24 protein-coding genes are annotated in these 18,914 nt (G+C 68.4%); 12 read left to right on the forward strand and 12 right to left on the reverse strand.

Features of this window, described 5'->3' with window-relative positions; translation table 11 throughout:
- Window positions 1–48 precede the first annotated feature (48 nt).
- Window positions 49–1,824, forward strand: coding sequence for a glycerophosphodiester phosphodiesterase family protein (locus FDA38_RS31380; RefSeq protein ID WP_137257702.1), 1,776 nt, complete (start codon window positions 49–51; stop codon window positions 1,822–1,824).
- On the opposite strand, the gene FDA38_RS31385 is transcribed toward FDA38_RS31380, so the two are convergent.
- Window positions 1,781–2,863 (reverse strand): carboxylate-amine ligase, encoded by a 1,083-nt coding sequence (locus tag FDA38_RS31385; protein ID WP_137257703.1) that lies wholly within the window; start codon window positions 2,861–2,863, stop codon window positions 1,781–1,783. The two genes, FDA38_RS31380 and FDA38_RS31385, sit on opposite strands and share 44 nt — an antisense overlap.
- Before the next feature lie 34 nt (window positions 2,864–2,897).
- Between FDA38_RS31385 and FDA38_RS31390 the strand changes: the two genes are divergently transcribed.
- Window positions 2,898–3,635, forward strand: a complete 738-nt coding sequence (locus FDA38_RS31390; protein ID WP_137257704.1) for a HipA family kinase — start codon at window positions 2,898–2,900, stop codon at window positions 3,633–3,635.
- Window positions 3,635–4,009, forward strand: coding sequence for a DUF3037 domain-containing protein (locus FDA38_RS31395; RefSeq protein WP_137257705.1), 375 nt, complete (start codon window positions 3,635–3,637; stop codon window positions 4,007–4,009). The genes FDA38_RS31390 and FDA38_RS31395 overlap by 1 nt, the downstream gene beginning before the upstream one ends.
- On the opposite strand, the gene pgm is transcribed toward FDA38_RS31395, so the two are convergent.
- Window positions 4,006–5,628, reverse strand: coding sequence for a phosphoglucomutase (alpha-D-glucose-1,6-bisphosphate-dependent) (pgm, locus tag FDA38_RS31400; RefSeq protein WP_137257706.1), 1,623 nt, complete (start codon window positions 5,626–5,628; stop codon window positions 4,006–4,008). The two genes, FDA38_RS31395 and pgm, sit on opposite strands and share 4 nt — an antisense overlap.
- Before the next feature lie 23 nt (window positions 5,629–5,651).
- Entirely contained in the window at window positions 5,652–7,097 is a 1,446-nt protein-coding gene (locus FDA38_RS31405) for a fused MFS/spermidine synthase (protein WP_137257707.1), read from the reverse strand.
- 31 nt (window positions 7,098–7,128) lie between these two features.
- Here FDA38_RS31405 and FDA38_RS31410 point away from each other — a divergent pair, with 31 nt between their 5' ends.
- Window positions 7,129–7,794 carry a maleylpyruvate isomerase N-terminal domain-containing protein gene (locus FDA38_RS31410; RefSeq protein WP_137257708.1) on the forward strand — a complete coding sequence of 222 codons (666 nt, stop codon included), beginning with the start codon at window positions 7,129–7,131 and terminating at the stop codon, window positions 7,792–7,794.
- Here FDA38_RS31410 and FDA38_RS31415 read toward each other — a convergent pair.
- Genes FDA38_RS31415 through FDA38_RS31430 form a run of 4 tightly spaced genes read right to left on the reverse strand, consistent with a single transcriptional unit; the run spans window position 7,791 to window position 10,604 of the window.
- A complete protein-coding gene (locus tag FDA38_RS31415; protein ID WP_137257709.1) occupies window positions 7,791–8,147 on the reverse strand; it encodes an MmcQ/YjbR family DNA-binding protein in 357 nt (118 codons plus the stop codon). The two genes, FDA38_RS31410 and FDA38_RS31415, sit on opposite strands and share 4 nt — an antisense overlap.
- Window positions 8,148–8,151: 4 nt before the next feature.
- Window positions 8,152–8,817: a response regulator gene (locus FDA38_RS31420; RefSeq protein WP_137257710.1), complete on the reverse strand. Its 666-nt coding sequence runs from the start codon at window positions 8,815–8,817 to the stop codon at window positions 8,152–8,154.
- On the reverse strand, window positions 8,792–9,988 hold the full coding sequence (locus FDA38_RS31425; RefSeq protein WP_137257711.1) for a sensor histidine kinase: 1,197 nt from the start codon (window positions 9,986–9,988) through the stop codon (window positions 8,792–8,794). The genes FDA38_RS31420 and FDA38_RS31425 overlap by 26 nt, the downstream gene beginning before the upstream one ends.
- 13 nt (window positions 9,989–10,001) lie before the next feature.
- Window positions 10,002–10,604, reverse strand: coding sequence for a class I SAM-dependent rRNA methyltransferase (locus tag FDA38_RS31430; RefSeq protein ID WP_137257712.1), 603 nt, complete (start codon window positions 10,602–10,604; stop codon window positions 10,002–10,004).
- A gap of 239 nt (window positions 10,605–10,843) precedes the next feature.
- On the opposite strand from FDA38_RS31430, the gene FDA38_RS31435 reads away from it, so the two are divergent.
- Together FDA38_RS31435 and FDA38_RS31440 are read left to right on the forward strand one after the other, a co-directional pair.
- Window positions 10,844–11,386, forward strand: coding sequence for a hypothetical protein (locus tag FDA38_RS31435; RefSeq protein ID WP_137257713.1), 543 nt, complete (start codon window positions 10,844–10,846; stop codon window positions 11,384–11,386).
- Window positions 11,387–11,486: 100 nt separating this feature from the next.
- Complete coding sequence (locus FDA38_RS31440) at window positions 11,487–11,972, forward strand: hypothetical protein (protein WP_233715033.1); 486 nt, start codon at window positions 11,487–11,489, stop codon at window positions 11,970–11,972.
- Window positions 11,973–12,016: 44 nt separating this feature from the next.
- Here FDA38_RS31440 and FDA38_RS31445 read toward each other — a convergent pair whose 3' ends face one another.
- Window positions 12,017–12,568 carry a YceI family protein gene (locus FDA38_RS31445; RefSeq protein ID WP_137257714.1) on the reverse strand — a complete coding sequence of 184 codons (552 nt, stop codon included), beginning with the start codon at window positions 12,566–12,568 and terminating at the stop codon, window positions 12,017–12,019.
- A gap of 147 nt (window positions 12,569–12,715) precedes the next feature.
- On the opposite strand from FDA38_RS31445, the gene FDA38_RS31450 reads away from it, so the two are divergent.
- The 4 genes from FDA38_RS31450 to FDA38_RS31465 all read left to right on the forward strand — a co-directional run bounded on the left by FDA38_RS31450 (window position 12,716) and on the right by FDA38_RS31465 (window position 14,556).
- Window positions 12,716–13,105, forward strand: coding sequence for an SRPBCC family protein (locus FDA38_RS31450; RefSeq protein WP_137257715.1), 390 nt, complete (start codon window positions 12,716–12,718; stop codon window positions 13,103–13,105).
- 87 nt (window positions 13,106–13,192) lie between these two features.
- Complete coding sequence (locus FDA38_RS31455) at window positions 13,193–13,681, forward strand: FBP domain-containing protein (RefSeq protein WP_137257716.1); 489 nt, start codon at window positions 13,193–13,195, stop codon at window positions 13,679–13,681.
- Between the two features lie 65 nt (window positions 13,682–13,746).
- Window positions 13,747–14,010, forward strand: coding sequence for a hypothetical protein (locus tag FDA38_RS31460; protein ID WP_137257717.1), 264 nt, complete (start codon window positions 13,747–13,749; stop codon window positions 14,008–14,010).
- A 21-nt stretch (window positions 14,011–14,031) separates the two neighbouring features.
- The gene (locus FDA38_RS31465; RefSeq protein WP_137257718.1) at window positions 14,032–14,556 is read left to right on the forward strand and encodes an orotate phosphoribosyltransferase; all 525 of its coding nucleotides are present in this window, start codon (window positions 14,032–14,034) and stop codon (window positions 14,554–14,556) included.
- Window positions 14,557–14,559: 3 nt separating this feature from the next.
- Here the strand turns inward: FDA38_RS31465 and FDA38_RS31470 are convergent, their stop codons facing one another.
- Together FDA38_RS31470 and FDA38_RS31475 are read right to left on the reverse strand one after the other, a co-directional pair.
- Window positions 14,560–15,813, reverse strand: a complete 1,254-nt coding sequence (locus FDA38_RS31470; RefSeq protein WP_137257719.1) for an exonuclease domain-containing protein — start codon at window positions 15,811–15,813, stop codon at window positions 14,560–14,562.
- Window positions 15,814–15,882: 69 nt separating this feature from the next.
- Entirely contained in the window at window positions 15,883–16,518 is a 636-nt protein-coding gene (locus tag FDA38_RS31475; RefSeq protein ID WP_137257720.1) for a hypothetical protein, read from the reverse strand.
- Window positions 16,519–16,536: 18 nt separating this feature from the next.
- On the opposite strand from FDA38_RS31475, the gene FDA38_RS42425 reads away from it, so the two are divergent.
- Window positions 16,537–16,692, forward strand: coding sequence for a hypothetical protein (locus FDA38_RS42425; RefSeq protein ID WP_165546543.1), 156 nt, complete (start codon window positions 16,537–16,539; stop codon window positions 16,690–16,692).
- 90 nt (window positions 16,693–16,782) lie between these two features.
- On the opposite strand, the gene FDA38_RS31480 is transcribed toward FDA38_RS42425, so the two are convergent.
- Both FDA38_RS31480 and FDA38_RS31485 read right to left on the reverse strand, forming a co-directional pair.
- Window positions 16,783–17,274, reverse strand: a complete 492-nt coding sequence (locus tag FDA38_RS31480; protein WP_137257721.1) for a metallophosphoesterase family protein — start codon at window positions 17,272–17,274, stop codon at window positions 16,783–16,785.
- Window positions 17,275–17,285: 11 nt separating this feature from the next.
- The gene (locus FDA38_RS31485) at window positions 17,286–18,275 is read right to left on the reverse strand and encodes a Rossmann-fold NAD(P)-binding domain-containing protein (RefSeq protein WP_137257722.1); all 990 of its coding nucleotides are present in this window, start codon (window positions 18,273–18,275) and stop codon (window positions 17,286–17,288) included.
- A 180-nt stretch (window positions 18,276–18,455) separates the two neighbouring features.
- Between FDA38_RS31485 and FDA38_RS31490 the strand changes: the two genes are divergently transcribed.
- Complete coding sequence (locus FDA38_RS31490) at window positions 18,456–18,767, forward strand: hypothetical protein (protein ID WP_137257723.1); 312 nt, start codon at window positions 18,456–18,458, stop codon at window positions 18,765–18,767.
- Window positions 18,768–18,914 lie beyond the last annotated feature (147 nt).

The following is an 18,914-nucleotide window of genomic DNA, read 5'->3' on the forward strand; positions in this document are numbered from 1 at the left end:
ACAGCCTCAGGAGTATCCGCCCAACAACCCCTCCGGAAGGAACCCCTCATGCGCCGCCTTCCCCGCGCACTGCTGCCGTGCGCGCTGATCGCCGGGCTGCTACTTCCGGCCGCCCCGGCCGACGCCCACCGTGGCGATTTCGACATCCAGGCTCACCGTGGTGGTCTCGGACTCACCGTGGAGAGCACGATCGCCTCGTTCTCACACGGTCTGGAGCTCGGCGTCAGCACGCTGGAGCTCGACGTACAGATCACCCAGGACGGGTACGCCGTCGTCACCCACGACCGGAAGGTCGACGGCAAGAAGTGCCGCGACACCGCGCCGTACACGCCGGGCGACCCGGAGTACCCGTATGTCGGCAAGTTCATCAACACGCTGTCGCTGAAGCAGGTCAAGCAGCTCGACTGCGGTTCGCTGCCGCAGGCGAACTTCCCCGAGCAGCAGCCCGACCCGGGCGCCCGCATGCCCGAGCTGCGCGACATCTTCACCCTCGTGCACCGCTACCGCGCGTACGGCGTGAAGCTGAACGTGGAGACCAAGGTCGAGGCCGGCGCGCCGACCGAGACCGCTCCGCGCGAGCAGTTCGTCCAGGTGGTCGCCAGTGAGATCCGCAAGGCGAACATCGCCCGTCAGGTGACGATCCAGAGCTTCGACTGGGGTTCGCTGATGCGGATGCACCAGGTGATGCCGCAGCTGCCGCTGGTCGCGCTGGACAACTTCGACTTCCTGCAGGTCGGCAAACCGGGTAAGTCGCCGTGGCTGGGCGGTATCGATATCGACGACTTCGGCGGCGACCCGCTCAAGGCGGTCAAGTCCTTCGGCGCGTCCGCGATCTCGCCGGTCGACGGCTTCCCGCAGGGCGGCAAGATCACCGACCCCGCGTTCCGTCCGTACTTCACCAACGACACCGTGAAGGCGGCGCACAAGGCCGGCCTGAAGGTGATCCCGTGGACGGTCGACGATCCGGCCACGATCAAGTGGTTCATCGACCAGGGCGTCGACGGCATCATCAGCGACTACCCGGACCGCGTGCGCGACGTCGTACGGTCCGAAGGGTTCCGGCTGCCGCAGTCGTACGACGCTCCCGCCGTACGGGCGTTGCCGTCGGCCCATGCGCACAACGACTACGACCACCGGCGGCCGTTGCAGGATGCGCTCGACCGCGGGTTCAACAGCGTCGAAGCCGACGTATGGCTGGTCGACGGTGAGCTGCGCGTCGCACACGACCTCGCGGACGCCAAGCCGGGTCGCAACCTGGAGAGCCTGTACCTGAAGCCGTTGGCGGACCGGGTCCGGCAGAACCACGGGCAGGTGTACAGGCACGGCCAGGACTTCCAGCTGCTGATCGACATCAAGAGCGACGGACCATCGACGTACGCCGCGGTCGACAAGGCGCTGGCGAAGTATCGCGGGATCAGCACGATCTTCGTCAACGGTCGCGTCCATGAGGGTGCTGTCACCTCAGTGATCAGCGGCAACCGTCCGCTGGACGACCTGAAGGCCCAGAAGATCCGGTACGCCGGGTACGACGGCCGGCTGGGCGACCTGCAGTCAGGGATGCCGGCGTCGTTGATGCCGCTGGTCAGCGACAACTGGTCGAACGTGTTCACCTGGCGCGGCATCGGTCCGATGCCGGAGGCCGAGAAGACCAAGCTGCACGACATCGTGGTCAGCGCGCACCACGCCGGTTACAAGGTCCGCTTCTGGGAGACCCCGGACACGCCGGGCGCCGCCCGCGAGGCACTCTGGCGCGAACTGGTCGCCGCGAACGTCGACTACATCAATACCGACGACCTGCACGGTCTGGAGGACTTCCTGCGCTGACTTCCGTGAGGGCGGTGAAGTCTTCGCCCTCGAGGAATACCTTGCGCTGCCTGATCGCACCGTTGCCGTCTGTGAGTGCACGCTGGAGTCCGTCGTCGACGAGCTCCAGCGCGCCGAGCTCCTGCAGAGCTGGTTCGACATGTTGTCGCAGTCTTTGCAGGAGCTCGGCCACAGGCATGGGTTCGGCGGTCCGGACGTCCACACCGTTCCCCGTGAGTCCGTCGCGGGCAGCCAGCCAGTACGCGGCCCGCAGTACCTCGGGCTCCAGCTTCGGGCCCTGGCCGCCGTCCTCCAGCGCGGTCATCACCAGCGCACGGGTCAGCGTGGCCAGCAGCACGGTCTCGTCGATGGTCAGTGGTACGTCGCTGACCCGTACCTCCACCGTCGGCAGGTGCGACGACGGGCGGATGTCCCAATAGACCATCCGCTCGTCGATGAGCGTGCCGGCAGCCAGATGCATGCTCACCAGAGCGTCGAAGTGCTCCGGCGACTCCAGGTACGGCGGTGGCCCGGCGCACGGCCACCGGCTCGTCATCAGCCACCGCCAGCTCGCGAAGCCGGTGTCACGACCCAGATAGATCGGGGAGTTCGCCGTGAGGGCCAGGAGCGCCGGGAGCCATGGCCGTACGTGATTGCTGGCTCTGACGGCGGCGTGCTTGTCCGGCACCTCAACATGGACATGGCAACCGCAGACGCCCTGTTCACGCGCCAGCAGCCCCCAGCGCAGCTCCAGCTCCTGGTAGCGCGCCTTCCTGGTGATCGGCTGCGCCGCATCGCCCTGAGGAGGCACTGCGATCGCCAGCAACCGCGCTCCCTCCTCTGCGGCAGCCGCGGCGAGTTTGGCACGCAGATCCGACAGATGCCCCCGCAACTCCGCCGCAGTTGTGCACACCGGTGAGTTGATCTCCACCATGGCGCGCGTCAGCTCCAGCTCTACGTCTGGCAGGTCCGCAACGACTGCCTTGCTGCGTGGCAGTGGATCGCCGGTGGCGGATACCAGCATGAGCTCTTCTTCTACTCCGAACGACGGAACCCTCACGCCGGCCAGGTACCCATGGCCTAAGCTCTCCGGCGTGAGTCTGCCTGTTGTTACCGCGACCCGGTACGTGCTGCCGTTGCGTGAGGGCGGATCGTTGCCAGGTGTTGTCGAGGGCAACGATCTCGGCACCTACGTGATCAAGTTCCACGGCGCCGGCCAGGGCCCGAAGGCGCTGGTGGCCGAGGTGATCGTCGGTGAGCTGTTCCGTCGCCTCGGCCTGCGGGTGCCGGAGCTGAAACTGATCCAGCTCGACCCGGCGATCGGCAAGTCCGAGCCCGACTTCGAGATCCAGGAGCTGCTGATCCGCAGCGCCGGCCTGAACCTGGCCGTCGACTTCCTGCCGGGCTCCTTCGGGTACGACGGCTCGGCGGGCAACCCCGGTGACGAAGGGATGGCGCGGATCCTGTGGCTGGACGCGTTCGTCGCGAACGTGGACCGCTCGTGGCGCAACACGAACCTGCTGGTCTGGCACAAGAACCTGTGGCTGATCGACCACGGCGCCGCGCTGTACTTCCACCACTCGTGGATGTCCGAGGAGAAGTTCGCCTCACTGCCGTATGACGCCTCGGACCACGTGTTCTCGGTGGCGGTGCCTGGAGTGGCGAAGGTGGACGCTGAGCTGGCTGCGTCGATCACCCCGGAGCTGTTGACCGAGGTGATCGGGCTGGTTCCCGACGAGTGGCTGGGTGACGGTGACCACGAGCGGTACCTGGGGCATCTGATGGCGCGGCTGGAGAACCGGGCCGCCTGGGTGCCGGGAGGTGCTCGGTGATGGCACCGTTCGACTACGTCATCCTGCGGGCCGCACCGCGCATCCAGCGCGGCGAGTTCATCAACGTCGGCGCGGTGCTGTACTGCCGGGCGCTGGACTACCTGGGCGCCGGCTGGGACGTGAAGCCGGAGCGTCTGAGGGCTCTGGACCCCGCAGTGGACGTTGACGTTGTGTGTGCGTCGCTGGATCAGATCCGCGCGATCTGTGCGGGTGAGGCGGCTGGCGGGCCTGCCGCTGGGACCACGATCAGTGAGCGGTTCCGGTGGCTGGCGGCGCCTCGCAGTACCGTCGTGCACCCCGGACCGATCCACAGCGGGATCACTGAGGATCCCGCCGCGGACTTGGAGCGGTTGCTGGACGCCTTCGTGCGTTAGGCCAGTGCTTCGGACACGACCTCGCGGGCCTGTTCGAAGACCTGCTCCAGGTGTTCGGCGCCCTTGAAGGATTCGCCGTAGATCTTGTAGAGGTCCTCGGTCCCGGAGGGACGGGCGGCGAACCACGCCGACTCGGTGGTGACCTTCAACCCACCGATCGCGGCTCCGTTACCCGGTGCCTTCGTCAGCCGGTCCACGATCGGCTCACCGGCCAACTCGGTCGCAGTGACCGCGTCCGCGGACAGGGCCGACAGCTTGGCCTTCTGCTCGCGGGTGGCAGGCGCGTCCACCCGTGAGTACGCCGACGCACCGAACCGCTCCACCAGCTTCGCGTGGGCCTTCGACGGCGTCTCGCCCGTCACAGCGGTGATCTCGCTCGCCAGCAACGCCAGCAGGATCCCGTCCTTGTCGGTCGTCCACACCGAGCCGTCGAAGCGCAGGAAGCTCGCACCGGCCGACTCCTCACCACCGAAGCCGACCGAGCCGTCGATCAGCCCAGGCACGAACCACTTGAAGCCGACCGGCACCTCCCACAGCCGCCGGCCCAGGTCCCCGACCACGCGGTCGATCAGTGACGACGACACCAGCGTCTTGCCCACGGCGACGTCCGCACCCCACTGGCGGTTGCTGAACAGGTAGGAGATCGCGACGGCCAGGTAGTGGTTCGGGTTCATCAGTCCGGCGTCCGGCGTGACGATGCCGTGCCGGTCGGCGTCCGCGTCGTTCCCGGTCGCCACGTCGTACTTGTCCCGCTGTGCGACCAGCGACGCCATCGCGTACGGCGAGGAGCAGTCCATCCGGATCTTGCCGTCGTGGTCCAGTGTCATGAACGACCAGGCCGGATCGATCCGCGGGTTCACCACGGTCAGGTCGAGACTGTGCCGCTCGGCGATGGCGGACCAATAATCGACACTCGCACCGCCCAGCGGGTCGGCGCCGATCTTCACCCCGGCGTCCCGGATCGCGGCGATGTTCAGCACCGACGGCAGGTCGTCGACGTAATGCCCGACGAAGTCGTAGTCCCCCGCCCGCTGACGGGCCTGCTCGAACGGCGTACGGCGTACCTCACGGTTGCCGCCCGCGATCAGCTGGTTGGCGCGATCGGCGATCCACTTGGTCGCATCGGAGTCGGCCGGACCGCCGTGCGGCGGATTGTACTTGATGCCGCCGTCGCGCGGCGGGTTGTGCGACGGCGTGATGACGATGCCGTCCGCGTCCGCACCGGCGCCGCGGTTGAGCCGCAGGATCGCATGCGAGACCGCGGGCGTGGGCGTGAGCCGGTCCGCGCTGTCCACGAGCGTCTGTACGTCGTTGCCGGCCAGCACCTCGAGCACAGTGCGCCAGGCCGGCTCCGACAGGCCGTGACTGTCCCGCCCGACCAGCAGCGGCCCCGTCGTACCCTGACCGGCCCGGTACTCGCAGACGGCCTGGGTGATGGCCAGGATGTGTGCCTCGTTGAAGGCGCCGTCGAGACTCGAGCCGCGGTGCCCCGACGTACCGAAGACGACCTTCTGGGCCGGATTGTCCACGTCCGGCGTGATGTCGTCGTACGCCGCCAGCATGGCGTCGACGTCGACGAGGTCCTCGGGCTGAGCGGGCTGGCCTGCGCGTGGGTGCATGACCACATGCAACCACAAGAGCATCACTGACCGTACGGCGTGAGCAGCTGGTCCACAGGCGCGAAGTCGTCGGTGAGCACGGGCCCGTCGCTGGTCGGCTGATCCAGGAACTTCATCCCCGGCTCCAGCCGGCTGCTGATCGCCGGTACGTCGAGCGGACGGTCGGATGCGATCAGCACGAAGTTCCCGCCACTGCCGTTGGTCCGCACGATCTCCCCGACGTACGGGAAGACGGCCTGCAGAGTCTTGACCTCGGCCTTCGCGAAGCGGGCCGGGCCGTGGTCGATGACGTTGATCAGGTAGATCCCGCCCGGCCGCAGCACCCGCCGTACGTCGGTGATCAGCTCGCGGGTGGTGAGGTGCCACGGCACGGACTGCCCGCTGAACGCGTCCATGATGACCAGGTCCCGGCTGTCCGTCGCTTCATCGCGTACGCCGAGCCGCCCGTCCTTGACCGTCACCGCGAGGTCCGGTCCGGTCCGTACGCCGAGCTCCTTCTTGTCGAGCTCGACCACTGCCGGGTCGATCTCGTACACCTGGTGCTTGCTGCCCGGCCGGGTCGCGGTCAGGTACCGCGGCATCGTCAGCCCGCCACCGCCCACGTGCAGGACGTCCAGCGGCTTCTCGGCCGGCCAACTGCCGTTGATCGCGGCAGCGAAGTTCTTGATGTACTCGAACTCCAGATAGGTCGGGTCGTCCAGGTCGACGTACGAGTGCCGCAGCTGGTCGAGGTACAGCGTCCGTCCACCCTCGCGACCGGGATCCGCCACCACTCGCGCGCAGTGGTACGCCGTCTCGACCTCGCACGGACGTGGCGCGACCACGGTCAGCGTGGCGCCGATGACCGCCAGAGCGACCGGCTTCATCGCTGCCTGCACACCACGGAGCAGGAACGTCAGTGCGGCACCGGCGACCACCAACGCGGCGCCCAGCGTCAGGATGATCGTGCTGATCGGGACGGTAGCGACGAACACGAATCCGGTCAGCACTGTGCCGACGATGCCGCCGACCGTCGCGTACGCGGACAGTCTGCCGACGACAGTGCCGGTCTGCTCCAGAGTGGACAGCCGCAGCTTGGTCACCATCGGTGTGACGGCTGCGAGGAGGGAGGCGGGCGCGAAGAGCGTGACGGCGAGGACGAGGAACACCATGTCGTTCGCGAGCGCCTGACCGGTCCAGCGCACCACCGGAAGGATCAGCATCACCAGTGCGCCACCGAACAGCAGCAGCGGGCCTAGCGTCCGCTGTGGCGGCACCACGTCGGCGAACTTGCCACCCAGGGCCGCACCGGTCGCGATCGCAGCCAGTGCGACCCCGATGACCGCAGTGTTCGTCTCCAGCGTCAGCCCGATGTACGGCGCGACCAGCCGGAGCGACACGAGCTCGAGCACCATCACGGCGGCGGAGCTCCCGAACGCCAGTGCAATCGCCAGCTTCTGACCGACCGGACCAGCTTCGCCCTTGCCCATCGCGTCACCCTATCGGTGCAATGTAGACGTGATGGACCCAACGAGAAGTGCGGAGCTGTACCACGCCGGGCGCGAGCGGATGGCGGACGCGGTCCGCGACCTCAGCGTGGACGACCTCGATCGCCAGGTGCCCGCCTGCCCGCAGTGGAGCGTGCACAGTCTGGTCTCGCACCTGACCGGAGTGGCGGCCGACTTCGTGGTCGGAAACGTCGTCGGTGCACCGCGTCCGCCGTGGACCGCAGTACAGGTCGAGAGGCGTCGCAACCTACCGATGGCCGAGGTGCTGGACGAGTGGGCGACTGTCGGCCCACAGCTGGAGAAGCTGATCGTCGACGGCACCACGTCACACCCGCTGGTCTGCAACCCGTACGTCGACGCCGCAGTCCATGAAGCCGACCTGCACGGAGCCATCGGCAGCGGGCGCCCGCCGACCGAGCTCCGGCTGGCCACTCTGGACTGGATGCTCGACGAGCCCGGCCCGTTGACCGTCATCACCCCGGACGGCACCTACTCGGCCGGCTCCGACGGTCCGCCCGCTGTGGCGCACACCAGCTCCTACGAACTGTTCCGGGCCATCTTCGGGCGCCGCAGTACCGCGCAGATCCTGGAGTGGGAGTGGGACTCGCCGGAGCACGCCACGAGCTGGAGCAGAGAGCTTGCCATCCTCCCGCAGACGTCGGTGCCGTTGAACGACTAGGCCTCGTCCAGCCGGGCGATGAGCGTCTTCGGGGCGATCTGGCGGAACGCGTTCTCGACCAGGTCCTCGAAGTGCTCCCAGTCGACGTCCACGTCCAGGTACACCCCGAGCCAGCCACGGTGCCCGACGTACGGCGGCCGGTAGAAGTGCTCCGGGTCCTCGGTGACCAGTGCCTCCTGCACCCCGGGTGGCGCTGCCATCCACACACCGAGGCGGTCGTCGTGGTGGTGATCGGCGTACATCACGAACACCTTCTTGTCCCGCACGAACCAGGTCGGCTCGCCATGACTCGGCCGCTCGGTCGCCTCGGGCATCGCCAGGCACAGGCGGCGTACGCGTTCCAGGACGTCCATCGACCTAGTGTCGCGGACCCGGGGTCACTACGCCTGCCTCGTAGGCGTAGACGACTGCCTGGGCACGGTCGCGCAGGTCCAGCTTGGTCAGGATGTTGCTGACGTGCGTCTTCACGGTCTGCTCGGCCAGCACGAGTTCGTCCGCGATCTGCCGGTTGGACAGCCCACGAGCAACCAGCCGCAGTACGTCGGTTTCCCGCGGAGTCAGACGCACAGGAGTGATCGGTACGACAGGTTGCGCCCGCGCGAAGTCCTCCACCAGCCGGCGGGTGACGGACGGGGCGAGTAGCGCATCGCCAGCGGCCACGACCCGCACGGCGGCGGCCAGCTCGTCCGGTGTGGAGTGCTTCAGCAAGAACCCACTCGCACCGGCGCGGAGAGCGGCGTACACGTAGTCGTCGAGGTCGAACGTCGTCAGCATCACGACCCGAGGTGGCTCGCCGGGCGTCGAGTCGGCCAGGATTCGCCGGGTCGCGGCGAGGCCGTCGAGGACCGGCATGCGTACATCCATCAGGATCACGTCCGGCTTCAGCTCGGCGGCCAACTCGACCGCCTGGGCGCCGTCGCCAGCTTGTCCGACAACCTGAAGATCCGGCTGCGCGTCGAGCAGGGCGCTGAACCCGGCCCGCACCATCTCCTGGTCGTCAACCACCATGACCGTGATCGCCACTCGCCACCTCCTGCCCGACCGGAATGATCGCCTGCACCAGATAACCGCCTTCCGGGGTCGGCGCAGCGCTTACGGTCCCCTCCACGAGCGCCACCCGTTCACGCATCCCCGTCAGCCCATGCCCGCTACCCGGCGCCGGAGTAGGACTGCCGGGTGGCGGCGCGTTGTGCACTGTCACTTCAAGCTCACTGCCGCTCTTTCTGACCGACACCTCAACAGCAGCATGCGGCGCATGCCGGACCGCATTGCTCAGCGCCTCCTGCACGACCCGGTACGCCGTCAGCTCAACCGTCGCGTCGAAGCCCGCCGGCACCTCACCGATCAGCCGCACGTCCGCACCGGCCCGGCGCGTGCTCTCGACGAGGTCAGCCAGCTCCGCCAGCCCAGGCTGCGGGCCCAGCTCCCCCATCGGCGGTTGCTCGACCGGCTCGCGCAGTAGCCGCAGTACTCGACGCATCTCCGTCAGCGAGACACGTGCCGCGTTGGCGATCTCGGTGAACTCCTCACGGACGTTCTCCGGTACGTCGGCCAGCCGGTGCGGCGCGCTGTCCGCGCGGACGACCACAACGGACAGGTGGTGCGCCACGACGTCGTGCAACTCGCGAGCGATCCGAGCACGCTCCTGCAGACGCTCCCGCTCGGCACGCTCGGCCTTGGTGATCGTCTCCTGCTCGGCCAGCCGCCTGTTCGTCTGACCACGCGAGTGGATCAGGTCGCCCACCACGACCGCCACTGCCGACAGCACTGCCATGGTGATCAGACCGCGCCAGCTACCGCGGTCCGGCGCCAGTTCGACGGCCACCACACCTACCGCTTGGGTCGCCACCCACCACGCGACCTGCTCGCGCCGGCCGAGTCCACGTGCGCCGGCGATCGCGACGACGAACGAGTGGCCGAACGCCGCCGTCGTACCCCACGGCCACGGTTCGCTCGAGCTGACCGGCGTCGTCACTGCCGCGGTGACGACTGTGGTGATGAGTGAGACCAGCAACGCCGCCCGCGGCCGCAGCCACGCCAGGCTCAGGGCCAGCGCCCGCGCCATCGCGAGCGCCAGCACCGCCCCGAGCTGTACTTCGTAGTGCTGGCCGAGATCCATGACCGTCAGGACGAGCAGCGCCGCGACCCCCAGCGCCGCCGCCCACGCCCACCGCCCGCGCGGCCACTTGTTCACGGATGGACCCTACTCACAACTGCTCGATCCATGACCAGAAGAACGCCAGGCCGCCGGCCGCCAGCACAATAGTTGCCGGAAGCACCCACTTCCGCGCCGCCAGTCCGTACAGCGGCCGCACCAACTGGGCCTGCAGTGCAGCGGTCCCCCGCAGCGCGAACAGGAAAGCGACGATGCACGGTACGGCGATCAGCCCGTGCGCCGTCCACGCACCGGCCCGCGTCGGCCCGCCCCAGGTACCGGGCTCGATCGGGCCGTGGTCGACGAAACCCCAGAACGGTCCGCGCACCACGGCCGTGACCGCCAGCATCATCAAGAACCAGCTCGTCAACCCGAGCACCGCACTGATCAACCCGTACCCGAACACGACACCGGGCTGACCAACTCGATCTGTGCCGACAACCTCGCGCCGCCCGAGTCGGTACGCCGCCAGCCTGCGCCAGCGCCGCCCGGCCGCCTGCGGTTCCCCGACCATCGCGTCCGCCAGCGTCTGCGCACTGACCGGCGCCAGCAAGGCGTCGTACACCAGCGTTCTCCCCAGCGACCTCGCCAGCCGCCGCACCCTGCCGTCCACCGGCTTCGCGTCCGCCTCGCGGCGGGTGAGTGTGTCCGTCATCGTGTCTCCTCAAGTCTCAGGTCCTGAGATCGAGGCTAGGAATCGGACGCTCCCGGCACATCCAGCCGAAGAGCCAACCGGCGATCAGTACCCCGGTAGGGGGTCGGCTGTGATCTAGGTCACAGTGACCACGATGCGTGTCGCGCCGTTACACGGTCAGTGCCGGACGGCGTACGGCTTGCTGGGCTGCCCGACGGCACGAGCGGCGAGGCCGCGCCCAACAGGAGGTACTGGACACCATGCGCATGCGGAACCTGGCGGTGGCCGCCACGCTGATCCCGGTTTTGCTCGTCCCCGGCTGCGGCACCGACGCCGGCGTCGCCAACGCGGCACCCGCCGCCCAGAAGGCGGCCCGGCCGAGTCTCACCGACCAGGCCGCAGCGGCGGCCGGCTCCGACGACCCGGTGGTCAACGCGTACTACGCGTACCGGATCGCACTCGACGCGATGATGCGCAGCGGCGGCGGGAAGACGACGGAACTGCAGCAGGTGATGACGCCGAAGATGTACCAGGCGATCAGCGTGCAGGCGAAGTACTTCCGGACGAAGAAGCTGCACAACACCGGCGCCACGAAGGTCCTGTGGGCGCAGCGGACCATCGCGTCGAACGGCGTCATCGTCAGCGCCTGCTACGACACCTCGGCGGCGCGCACGGTGAACTCCCGCGGCCACTCCGTCCTCCCGAACACCACGCCGACCCGCTGGCTGGACCAGATGCGCGTCCTCCCCCAACAGTCCCGTTGGATCGTCGACGGCGGCACCACCACCCCGAACGCCTGCTGATTCGTCCCAGTGCGATCACGATCGCGCGCCCCTTGGATTCCGCTTACCACCGCCGGGAACACTCACCGCTGAGTGCCGGCTAGGTCGAGGGGTCCACCTGATGATCGACACGAGTTTCCGACGTTGGCTGCCGACATGGTGCGGCGGCCGTCGTACGCCGGAGTCCTTCCGGCGGACGAGCTCCCGCGTCAGTCGTCTCACCGTCCAGTACGACGCCGAGGTCGACGCGGCGCTGCAACGCCTGTGGCCGAAGGCGCGGATCTACCACGATCGCGAATTCACCCGGGACCGCGCGGACTTCCTGCTGGTGGTGCGCGGCCGCGGCGTGATGATCGAGACCAAGGTGAAGAGCGATCCCGGGCTGTTCCACGGCTCCACGCTCCCGCCCCTGCTCGATCGCCTCCAGCGCGACGGCCGGCGTCTCGTCGTAGTGCTCAATCAAGGCGACCCGACGCCCGCCCGCGACCTGGTCACCACCAAGCTCGGCGACAAGGGCCGCATCGTCGTCTGGTCCGGCCCGCACCACGACACCGAACTCCGCGAGGCCGTCGAGTCCTTGCTGCACCAGACGAGTCGCCACGCCTGACACAGGTGGGTGCCGCCGGGAAAGGCGACACCCACAGCTAGGGATCAGGCGTTCTTGATCGCCGAGACCTCGAGCTCCAGCGTGACCTTCTCGCTGACCAGTACGCCGCCGCCCTCGAGCGCCGCGTTCCAGCTGACGCCGAAGTCCTTGCGGTTGATCACGACCGAGCCCTCCAGGCCGACGCGCTGGTTGCCGAACGGGTCGGTCGCCGCGCCGGTGTACTCGAACGTCACGTCGACCGGCTTCGTCACGCCGCGGATGGTCAGGTCGCCCGACACCACGAACTCGCCGTCACCGCTCGGCTTGACCGAGGTCGAGGAGAAGGTGATCTCCGGGTGCTCGTCCATCGCGAGGAAGTCGTTGCTGCGCAGGTGCTCGTCGCGCTGCCCGTTGCGGGTGTTGATGCTCTTCGCCTGGATCGTCACGGTGCCGGACGAGTTCGCCGGGTTCTCGCCGTCGATGTGGAACGAGCCCTCGAACTCGTCGAACGCCCCCCGCACCTTGGTCACCATCGCGTGCCGGGCGCTGAACCCGATGCGGGTGTGCGCCGCGTCGAGCGTGTAGTCGCCGGACAGTGCGGCGTACTCGTTGGACATCGCGGATTCCTCCAGAGGACTAGTTGAACTTTACACAGTACAGATTTCACCTTTGACGCTCAGAAGTCCACCCCCACCCGGCGTGTTCATCTGCTGGACCCGTCGGGGCCGGAGAATGGGACCCGGTCGAGGAGAGAGTGGGGTTCGGTGGAGCGGAAGGTGTTCTGCGCGTCGGGACCGAGTGACGTCTACCGCGCGGTGAGTACGTCGCTCGGCCGGGAGCGGTTCTGGGCCACGTCGGCGCCGGAGTCGGGTGGGGTGATCTCGTTCGTCCTCGCGGACGGACGCGCCGGCGAATGCCGGATCGAGGAGGCGGTCCCGCACGAGCTCTACCGGTTGGGGTACTTCGGCCGCACGCTCACGTTCACGCTGGCCGCCGGCGAGACTGGCGGCACCGAGCTCACGCTCAGCTCGGATGATCCCGATGACGGCGCCGAGGTCGTCTCGCTGCTGTTGCGGCTGAAGGCGTCGGTCGACTTCGGCGTCGACCTGCGCAACCACGACGAGACCCGGACCGCGTCGTACGCCGACAGCTGACCGTTGCCCCAAGCAACCGAGTTAATCGGTTGCGGCGGCCGGGCGACACCAGGTCTGATAGGTGGCCGGAGAAACTGGAGGACCGTCGTGGAACCGCTCAGCGGCGACGAGATCAGGCGCTCGTTCGTCAATTCGACCAAGAGCCAGGTGAAGGCGATCGCGCTGCCGGCACGGTTCACCGAGCTGCCCTGGGAGTCGCTGGACTTCCTCGGCTGGCGAGACTCGAAGGCACCGAACCGCGGCTACCTGGTGGTACGCCGCGACGGCGGGGTGACCGGGATCGCGGTCAGCACCCAGACGTCGGGAGCCGCCCGCCGGTTCGCCGGACTGTGCGACCTGTGCAACACCGCGCACCACGTCAGTGACGTCGCTCTGTTCGCCGCCCGCCGGGCCGGTTCGGCCGGCCGGGATGGGAACACGGTCGGGATGTACATGTGCGCCGATCTCGCCTGCTCGCTGTACATCCGCGGCCTGCGCGAGCCCGACCTGCCGCAGGGCGAGACCGCCACTCCGGAGGTCCGGGCCGAACGACTGACAACCCGTCTGGAGAGTTTCGTCCGACGCGTGCTCAGCTGAGGTCTCGGGACACTACGCTGGTTCCCACTATCGGCCCGCATGAGGACAAGGGAGAGCGAGTCGCGATGACCGAGTTCCGCATCACGCACGAGATCCACCAGACACACCCGGACATCCGCGAGAAGCTCACCGCCACCACGATCGAGGCGATCAACGAGTCCAGCGCCCGGTCGGCCGAGGACGCGGCCCGGGTGCTGCGGCACAAGCTCGCCGAGATCGGCGTACAGATGAGCGAACCCGCCTGCCTGTCCGCGATCGAACGGATCCGCTCCGGTAAGCAACTCCGCTTCGAGATCGAGCCGCTGCCCGACGAGGACGACCTCGCGTAGCCGCCGGATAGGGTGCCGGGTGTGCACCTCGAGGAACTTGGCCGACGGATCTACGCGACAGCCCATCTGACCGGGGAGTTCGTCCTCCGGTCCGGGCAGACGACAACGGAGTACTTCGACAAGTACCGGTTCGAGGCCGATCCGGTACTGCTGGACGAGGTGACCGCAGCGATGGTCCCGCTGATTCCGCCGGGGACCGAGGTCCTGGCCGGTCTGGAGATGGGCGGCATACCGGTCGTGACCGCACTGGGCCGTCACACGGGGCTACCGTGCGCGTTCGTCCGCAAGGAGGCGAAGCCGTACGGCACCTGCCGCCTGGCCGAGGGCGCCGATATCGAGGGACGGCAGGTCACGATCGTCGAGGACGTGGTCACCACCGGTGGTCAGATCGTTCTCTCCACCAACGATCTGCGCGCACTGGGCGCGACGATCACCGACGCGCTCTGTGTCATCAACCGCAATGCCACCACGCCGGCACCACTCACCGAGGCCGAGCTGACCCTCCACGCCCTACTGAACCCCGAGCACCTGGTGCCCACGGCCTGACGATCACCCCGCCCTGCGCTCGCCCTGGCGCTCGTTCTGGTGTGCGTCGGCTGGGATGAGTCTGCGGAAGTCCTCGACCGAGATGATCGGGACGCCGAACTCCCGCGCCGCCCGCGCCTTGACCGACAAGCTGTCGACATCGGCGGCCACCACGAACGTCGTCTCAGGCCGGACCGCCTCCTGCGGCACGAACCCAGCCGCGACCGCCCGATCCCACCACACCTCACGCGGCTCGACCATGTCGCCGGTGAAGACCATCGTGCTCCCCGGCGGAAACCCGCGCGCCCCAGGACGATCGGGTACGACGTACCGCCCGGCGCTCGCCCGGAGCAGCGCCTTGTCGACATCGGTCGCGCGCCGCCCGAGCATGACCGCGACCCGGTCGACATCGTTCCGCTGATCGGGCGTGATCGTCCCGTCTCCCCAGGACGCGGTCGCGAGCGCAGCGACGTACCAGCGATGGAGGCTGTCGACCTGCGGACGGGTCAGACCCAGCTCGGTTGCCACCTGCACCAGCTGATCCGCATCTGCCGCCGTGATCTCTCGGTTGGCGAGGATCGTGTCGAGCAGCACCAGGTACGAGTCGGCCTGCGGAGGCACCGGAACGCGGGGCAGCTGGTCGACGAGCCGGCTCATCCAGCCATGACGACCACCGGCGTGCACCGGACGAACGGTCGGCGCGACGTCCGTCCCCGGCAACGCAGGCCAGGGCAGGCGGCGGACCTCTTCGTAAGCCCACTGCCACGGCGGTGGGGACGGAAAAGCCTTCAGATAGTGGGAGAACAGCTCCGCGGTCGCTCGCGTGTCGGCCATCGCCGAATGCCAGCCTTCGATCGAGATGCCTGCCGCCGCGCAGCACGCACCGAGCGTCCGCTTCGCGCCGGGATAGAGATAACCGGCCAGCGCCATCGTGCACATCGACCGCTCGGTGATCAGCGGAACCGCGACGCCCAGGCGCGCGAACTCGGCGCGCAGGAATCCGAGATCGAACTCGACGTTGTGCCCGACAACCATCCGCCCGGCCAGCAGCTGTCCCAACTGCCGCGCGATATCCCCGAACTCCGGCGCCGCCAGCACGTCGGCGGTCAGAATCCCGTGGATGTGCTGCGGACCCAGGTCACGTTGGGGATTGAGCAACGTCACCCACTCGTGCTCGACCTGCCCGCGGGCGTCCAGCAGCACGACCGCGATCTCGATGACCCGATGCCGATGGCTCGGCAGCAGGCCGGTCGTCTCAGTGTCGATGACCGCATACATCCGGGCCTCCTCCGGCTCGATGACCGACTGGAACAACCCAATCACACGCCGCCGACAGTTTCCGGCCCGTCAGGTTTCCGGAAGGTCGACGGCAATCTCGGCGCCGAGCTTCGCACCGTGCGCGAGATTGAGCTCGTCCCCGCTCCAGAACCGTCCCGGGTCGTACCAGTTCAGCCGCCGCCCGCTCCCCAGCAACCCCATCGCCTCGTACGTCACCGCGACCACCTCGGCGCAGTACGCCGACTCCAGCTCGAGCTCCCGAGATCCACGCCGGAACGCCGGTACCCGCCCACGGACCCACCTCGACGCGAGCCGTGCCGTCGACGGGAACGGCGTACCGTCCAGCCGCGCCACGATCCGCAGTACGGCGTCCTCCATCTCCCGCGTGACGGGGTGATCGAGCTGCCGCAGCCAGGCCTGCTGACCGTACTTGCGGCCCCAGACGAGCACTGCGTCGCGCAGGTCGTGCAGCTGTACCCCGCGGTGATGCGTCCCGGTCCACACGTCTTCCAGCGAACGGCCGAGCTCCGCGTGCCACATCAGCGGCGGGAGATCCTCGACCACGATCGCCATCCCGACGTGGTTGACCGGGCTGTTCGTGGTCAGTTGGATAGCGCGATCCGCCGCGCTGTCCCCGCGGAACAGCCAAATGTCACCTGTTCGTGTCAGTTCCGTAGCGTCATCCAGTGAAATCCGGCTGTTCACGTCGCTAGGTTAGTCGTCATGAAGGTATGGAAGGTGGTAGGACTTGCGGGGCTCGTCGGCGTGGCCGCAACGGGCGTAGTCATCGCGCGGGGCGAGCGGAAGCGCCGCGCCTACACGCCGGAAGAGGTGCGGGACCGCCTCAAGACCCGGGTCAAGGAAGCGGCGAACGCCTGACTTCCCGGCCGGGCAGCCGGGACACGCCGTAACTCGGTGGTACGGCGCTGATCCCGCCTGCCCGGCCGAACTCGTTGCAGCACGCAACCACTAAAGGTTGTGCAGGGCAACGTCTTCCAGCCGGCCGGCGGTGATCGTCGCGGTCTGGTACGTGCAGTACGGCTGGCTCCGCCGGTCCGTCGGCGACCCCGGGTTCAACAGCCGCAACCCGCCCGGGCTCGTCGTGTCCCACGGGATATGACTGTGTCCGAACACCAGTAGATCGACCCCCGGGTACGCCGCCTCGCACCGCGCCTCGCGTCCCTTGGCCGAACCGGTCTCATGCACGACGGCAATCGACAGCCCGTCCAGGGTCACGCGCGCCACCTCAGGCAGCCGCGCCCGCAACTGCGGCCCGTCGTTGTTGCCCCAGCACCCGATCAACCGGGTCGCACGAGCCTCGAACTCGTCCAACAATCCGACGCTCACCCAATCGCCCGCATGGATGACCACGTCGGCACGCTCGATCGCCTCCCACACCGGCTCCGGCAGCTTCTTCGCCCGAACCGGCAGGTGAGTGTCCGAGATCAGCACGAGGCGCATGCGCCTACTCTCTATGCCCCCAGTGCCTCGATCAACTCCTTCTCCTTCGCCGGGCTCAGCCCGGCGCGTCGCTCCCGCTCCAGACCGAGCTCCCGCTCCCAGGCGAGCGCATCCTCCAGGAACTCCCGGCGCGGCCGATGCGTCAGCCCGGCTGCGGCCGCCGCCGCACCGCTCCGCGACGACCAGCCCTCGTACCCAGGCTCGGTCAACCACATCGCCAGCGACTCCGGCCCCATGTACTGCCCGACCTCCTGCTTCTCCAACCACTCCCGCGGCGCGAGCACGACCGGCCCGGTGTGACCGCCCACCTCGCGCGCCAGCTCGATCCACTCGCCGAACGGCACCAGCGGACCGCGAGTGTCGAACGTCCCCGTCCGGCCCTCGGTCGCGTTGTCCAGCAGCCAGCCGGCCAGATCCCGGACGTCGATCACGGACGTCGCCAGCTCGGGCGTGTCCGGCACCAGCATCGGCTCCTCCGGCGCACGCGCCGCCCGCGCGACCCACGTCCCCGATCGGTCGCTCCGGTCCCCCGGCCCGCCGATCAGGCCGGCGCGGGCGATCACGAGCCGATCCCCCACCACCTCCCGCGACGCGAGCTCGCTGGCGACCTTGGCCTCGCCGTACAGCTCCTGCTCCACCACATCCAGCTCGGTCGGCTCCCGCAGTACTGCGGTCTCGTCCGCGCCGGGCGTGTCGTATGTCGCGTAGGCGTTCACCGAGGACACGTACGTCCAGTGCTTCGCCTGGGCACCGAAGGCGGCCAGTGCACCCCTCACGAACCCTGGCTGCCAGGACACCTCGAACACGGCATCCCAGTCGCGCGGCGGGACAGCGTCGTACGCATCCGGGCTGCTGCGGTCGACCGCTATCAGGCTGGCACCGTCTGCGATGGCGCCGCTCTCGCCGCGTGCCACGCAGGTCACCGAATGTCCGCGCGCGACTGCCTGCGCAGCGATCTCGCGACCGAGCCACGCCGTACCACCGAGGATGAGAATCTCCATGCGGGCAAGCCAATCAGGCCCGACCGACAAAACCCAGACACCTCTGCCGAGGGCAGAAACGGCGCGTGATCCGCTGCCCGCGTCAGGTCACCGTAACCGGTCGGGCCTTGCCAGCCAGGCGATCCAGGCGCACTGTCGAAGGAGACATCCAGGGGTGAGTGTCACAACACAGGGGGAGAAATGGCTGGTTTCGTTCAGATCATCGAGTACCGGACGTCGAAGCCGGACGAGATCAAGGCGCTGATGGACGACTACAGCGCCAAGCGCGAAGCCGAGGGCGAAGGGCCCGCGCCGGTCCGCGGCATCACCTGCGCCGACCGGGACGAGTCCGGACGGTACTTCGCGATCGTCGAGTTCGCCTCGTACGAGGACGCGATGGCGAACTCCCGGCGGGCCGACACCACCGAGTTCTCGGCGCAGATGATGGCGCTCTGCGACGGACCCGGGAAGTTCTACAACCTCGACCTGACCGAGGAGATGAACTACCGCTGACCGGTCCCGGCCCAGGCGTATCGCGAGTCCGCCTGGGCCGGTACCGCGCCGGGTACGGTGTACGCCGCCTCGCCGAGGCGTACGCCGTACCTGGGCCACGCCCGGTGCCGGGAGGGGAAACGGCACCGAGGCGCGCTGTGGGCAGCT

Source organism: Kribbella jiaozuonensis (assembly GCF_005233875.1).
GTDB lineage: Bacteria > Actinomycetota > Actinomycetes > Propionibacteriales > Kribbellaceae > Kribbella > Kribbella jiaozuonensis.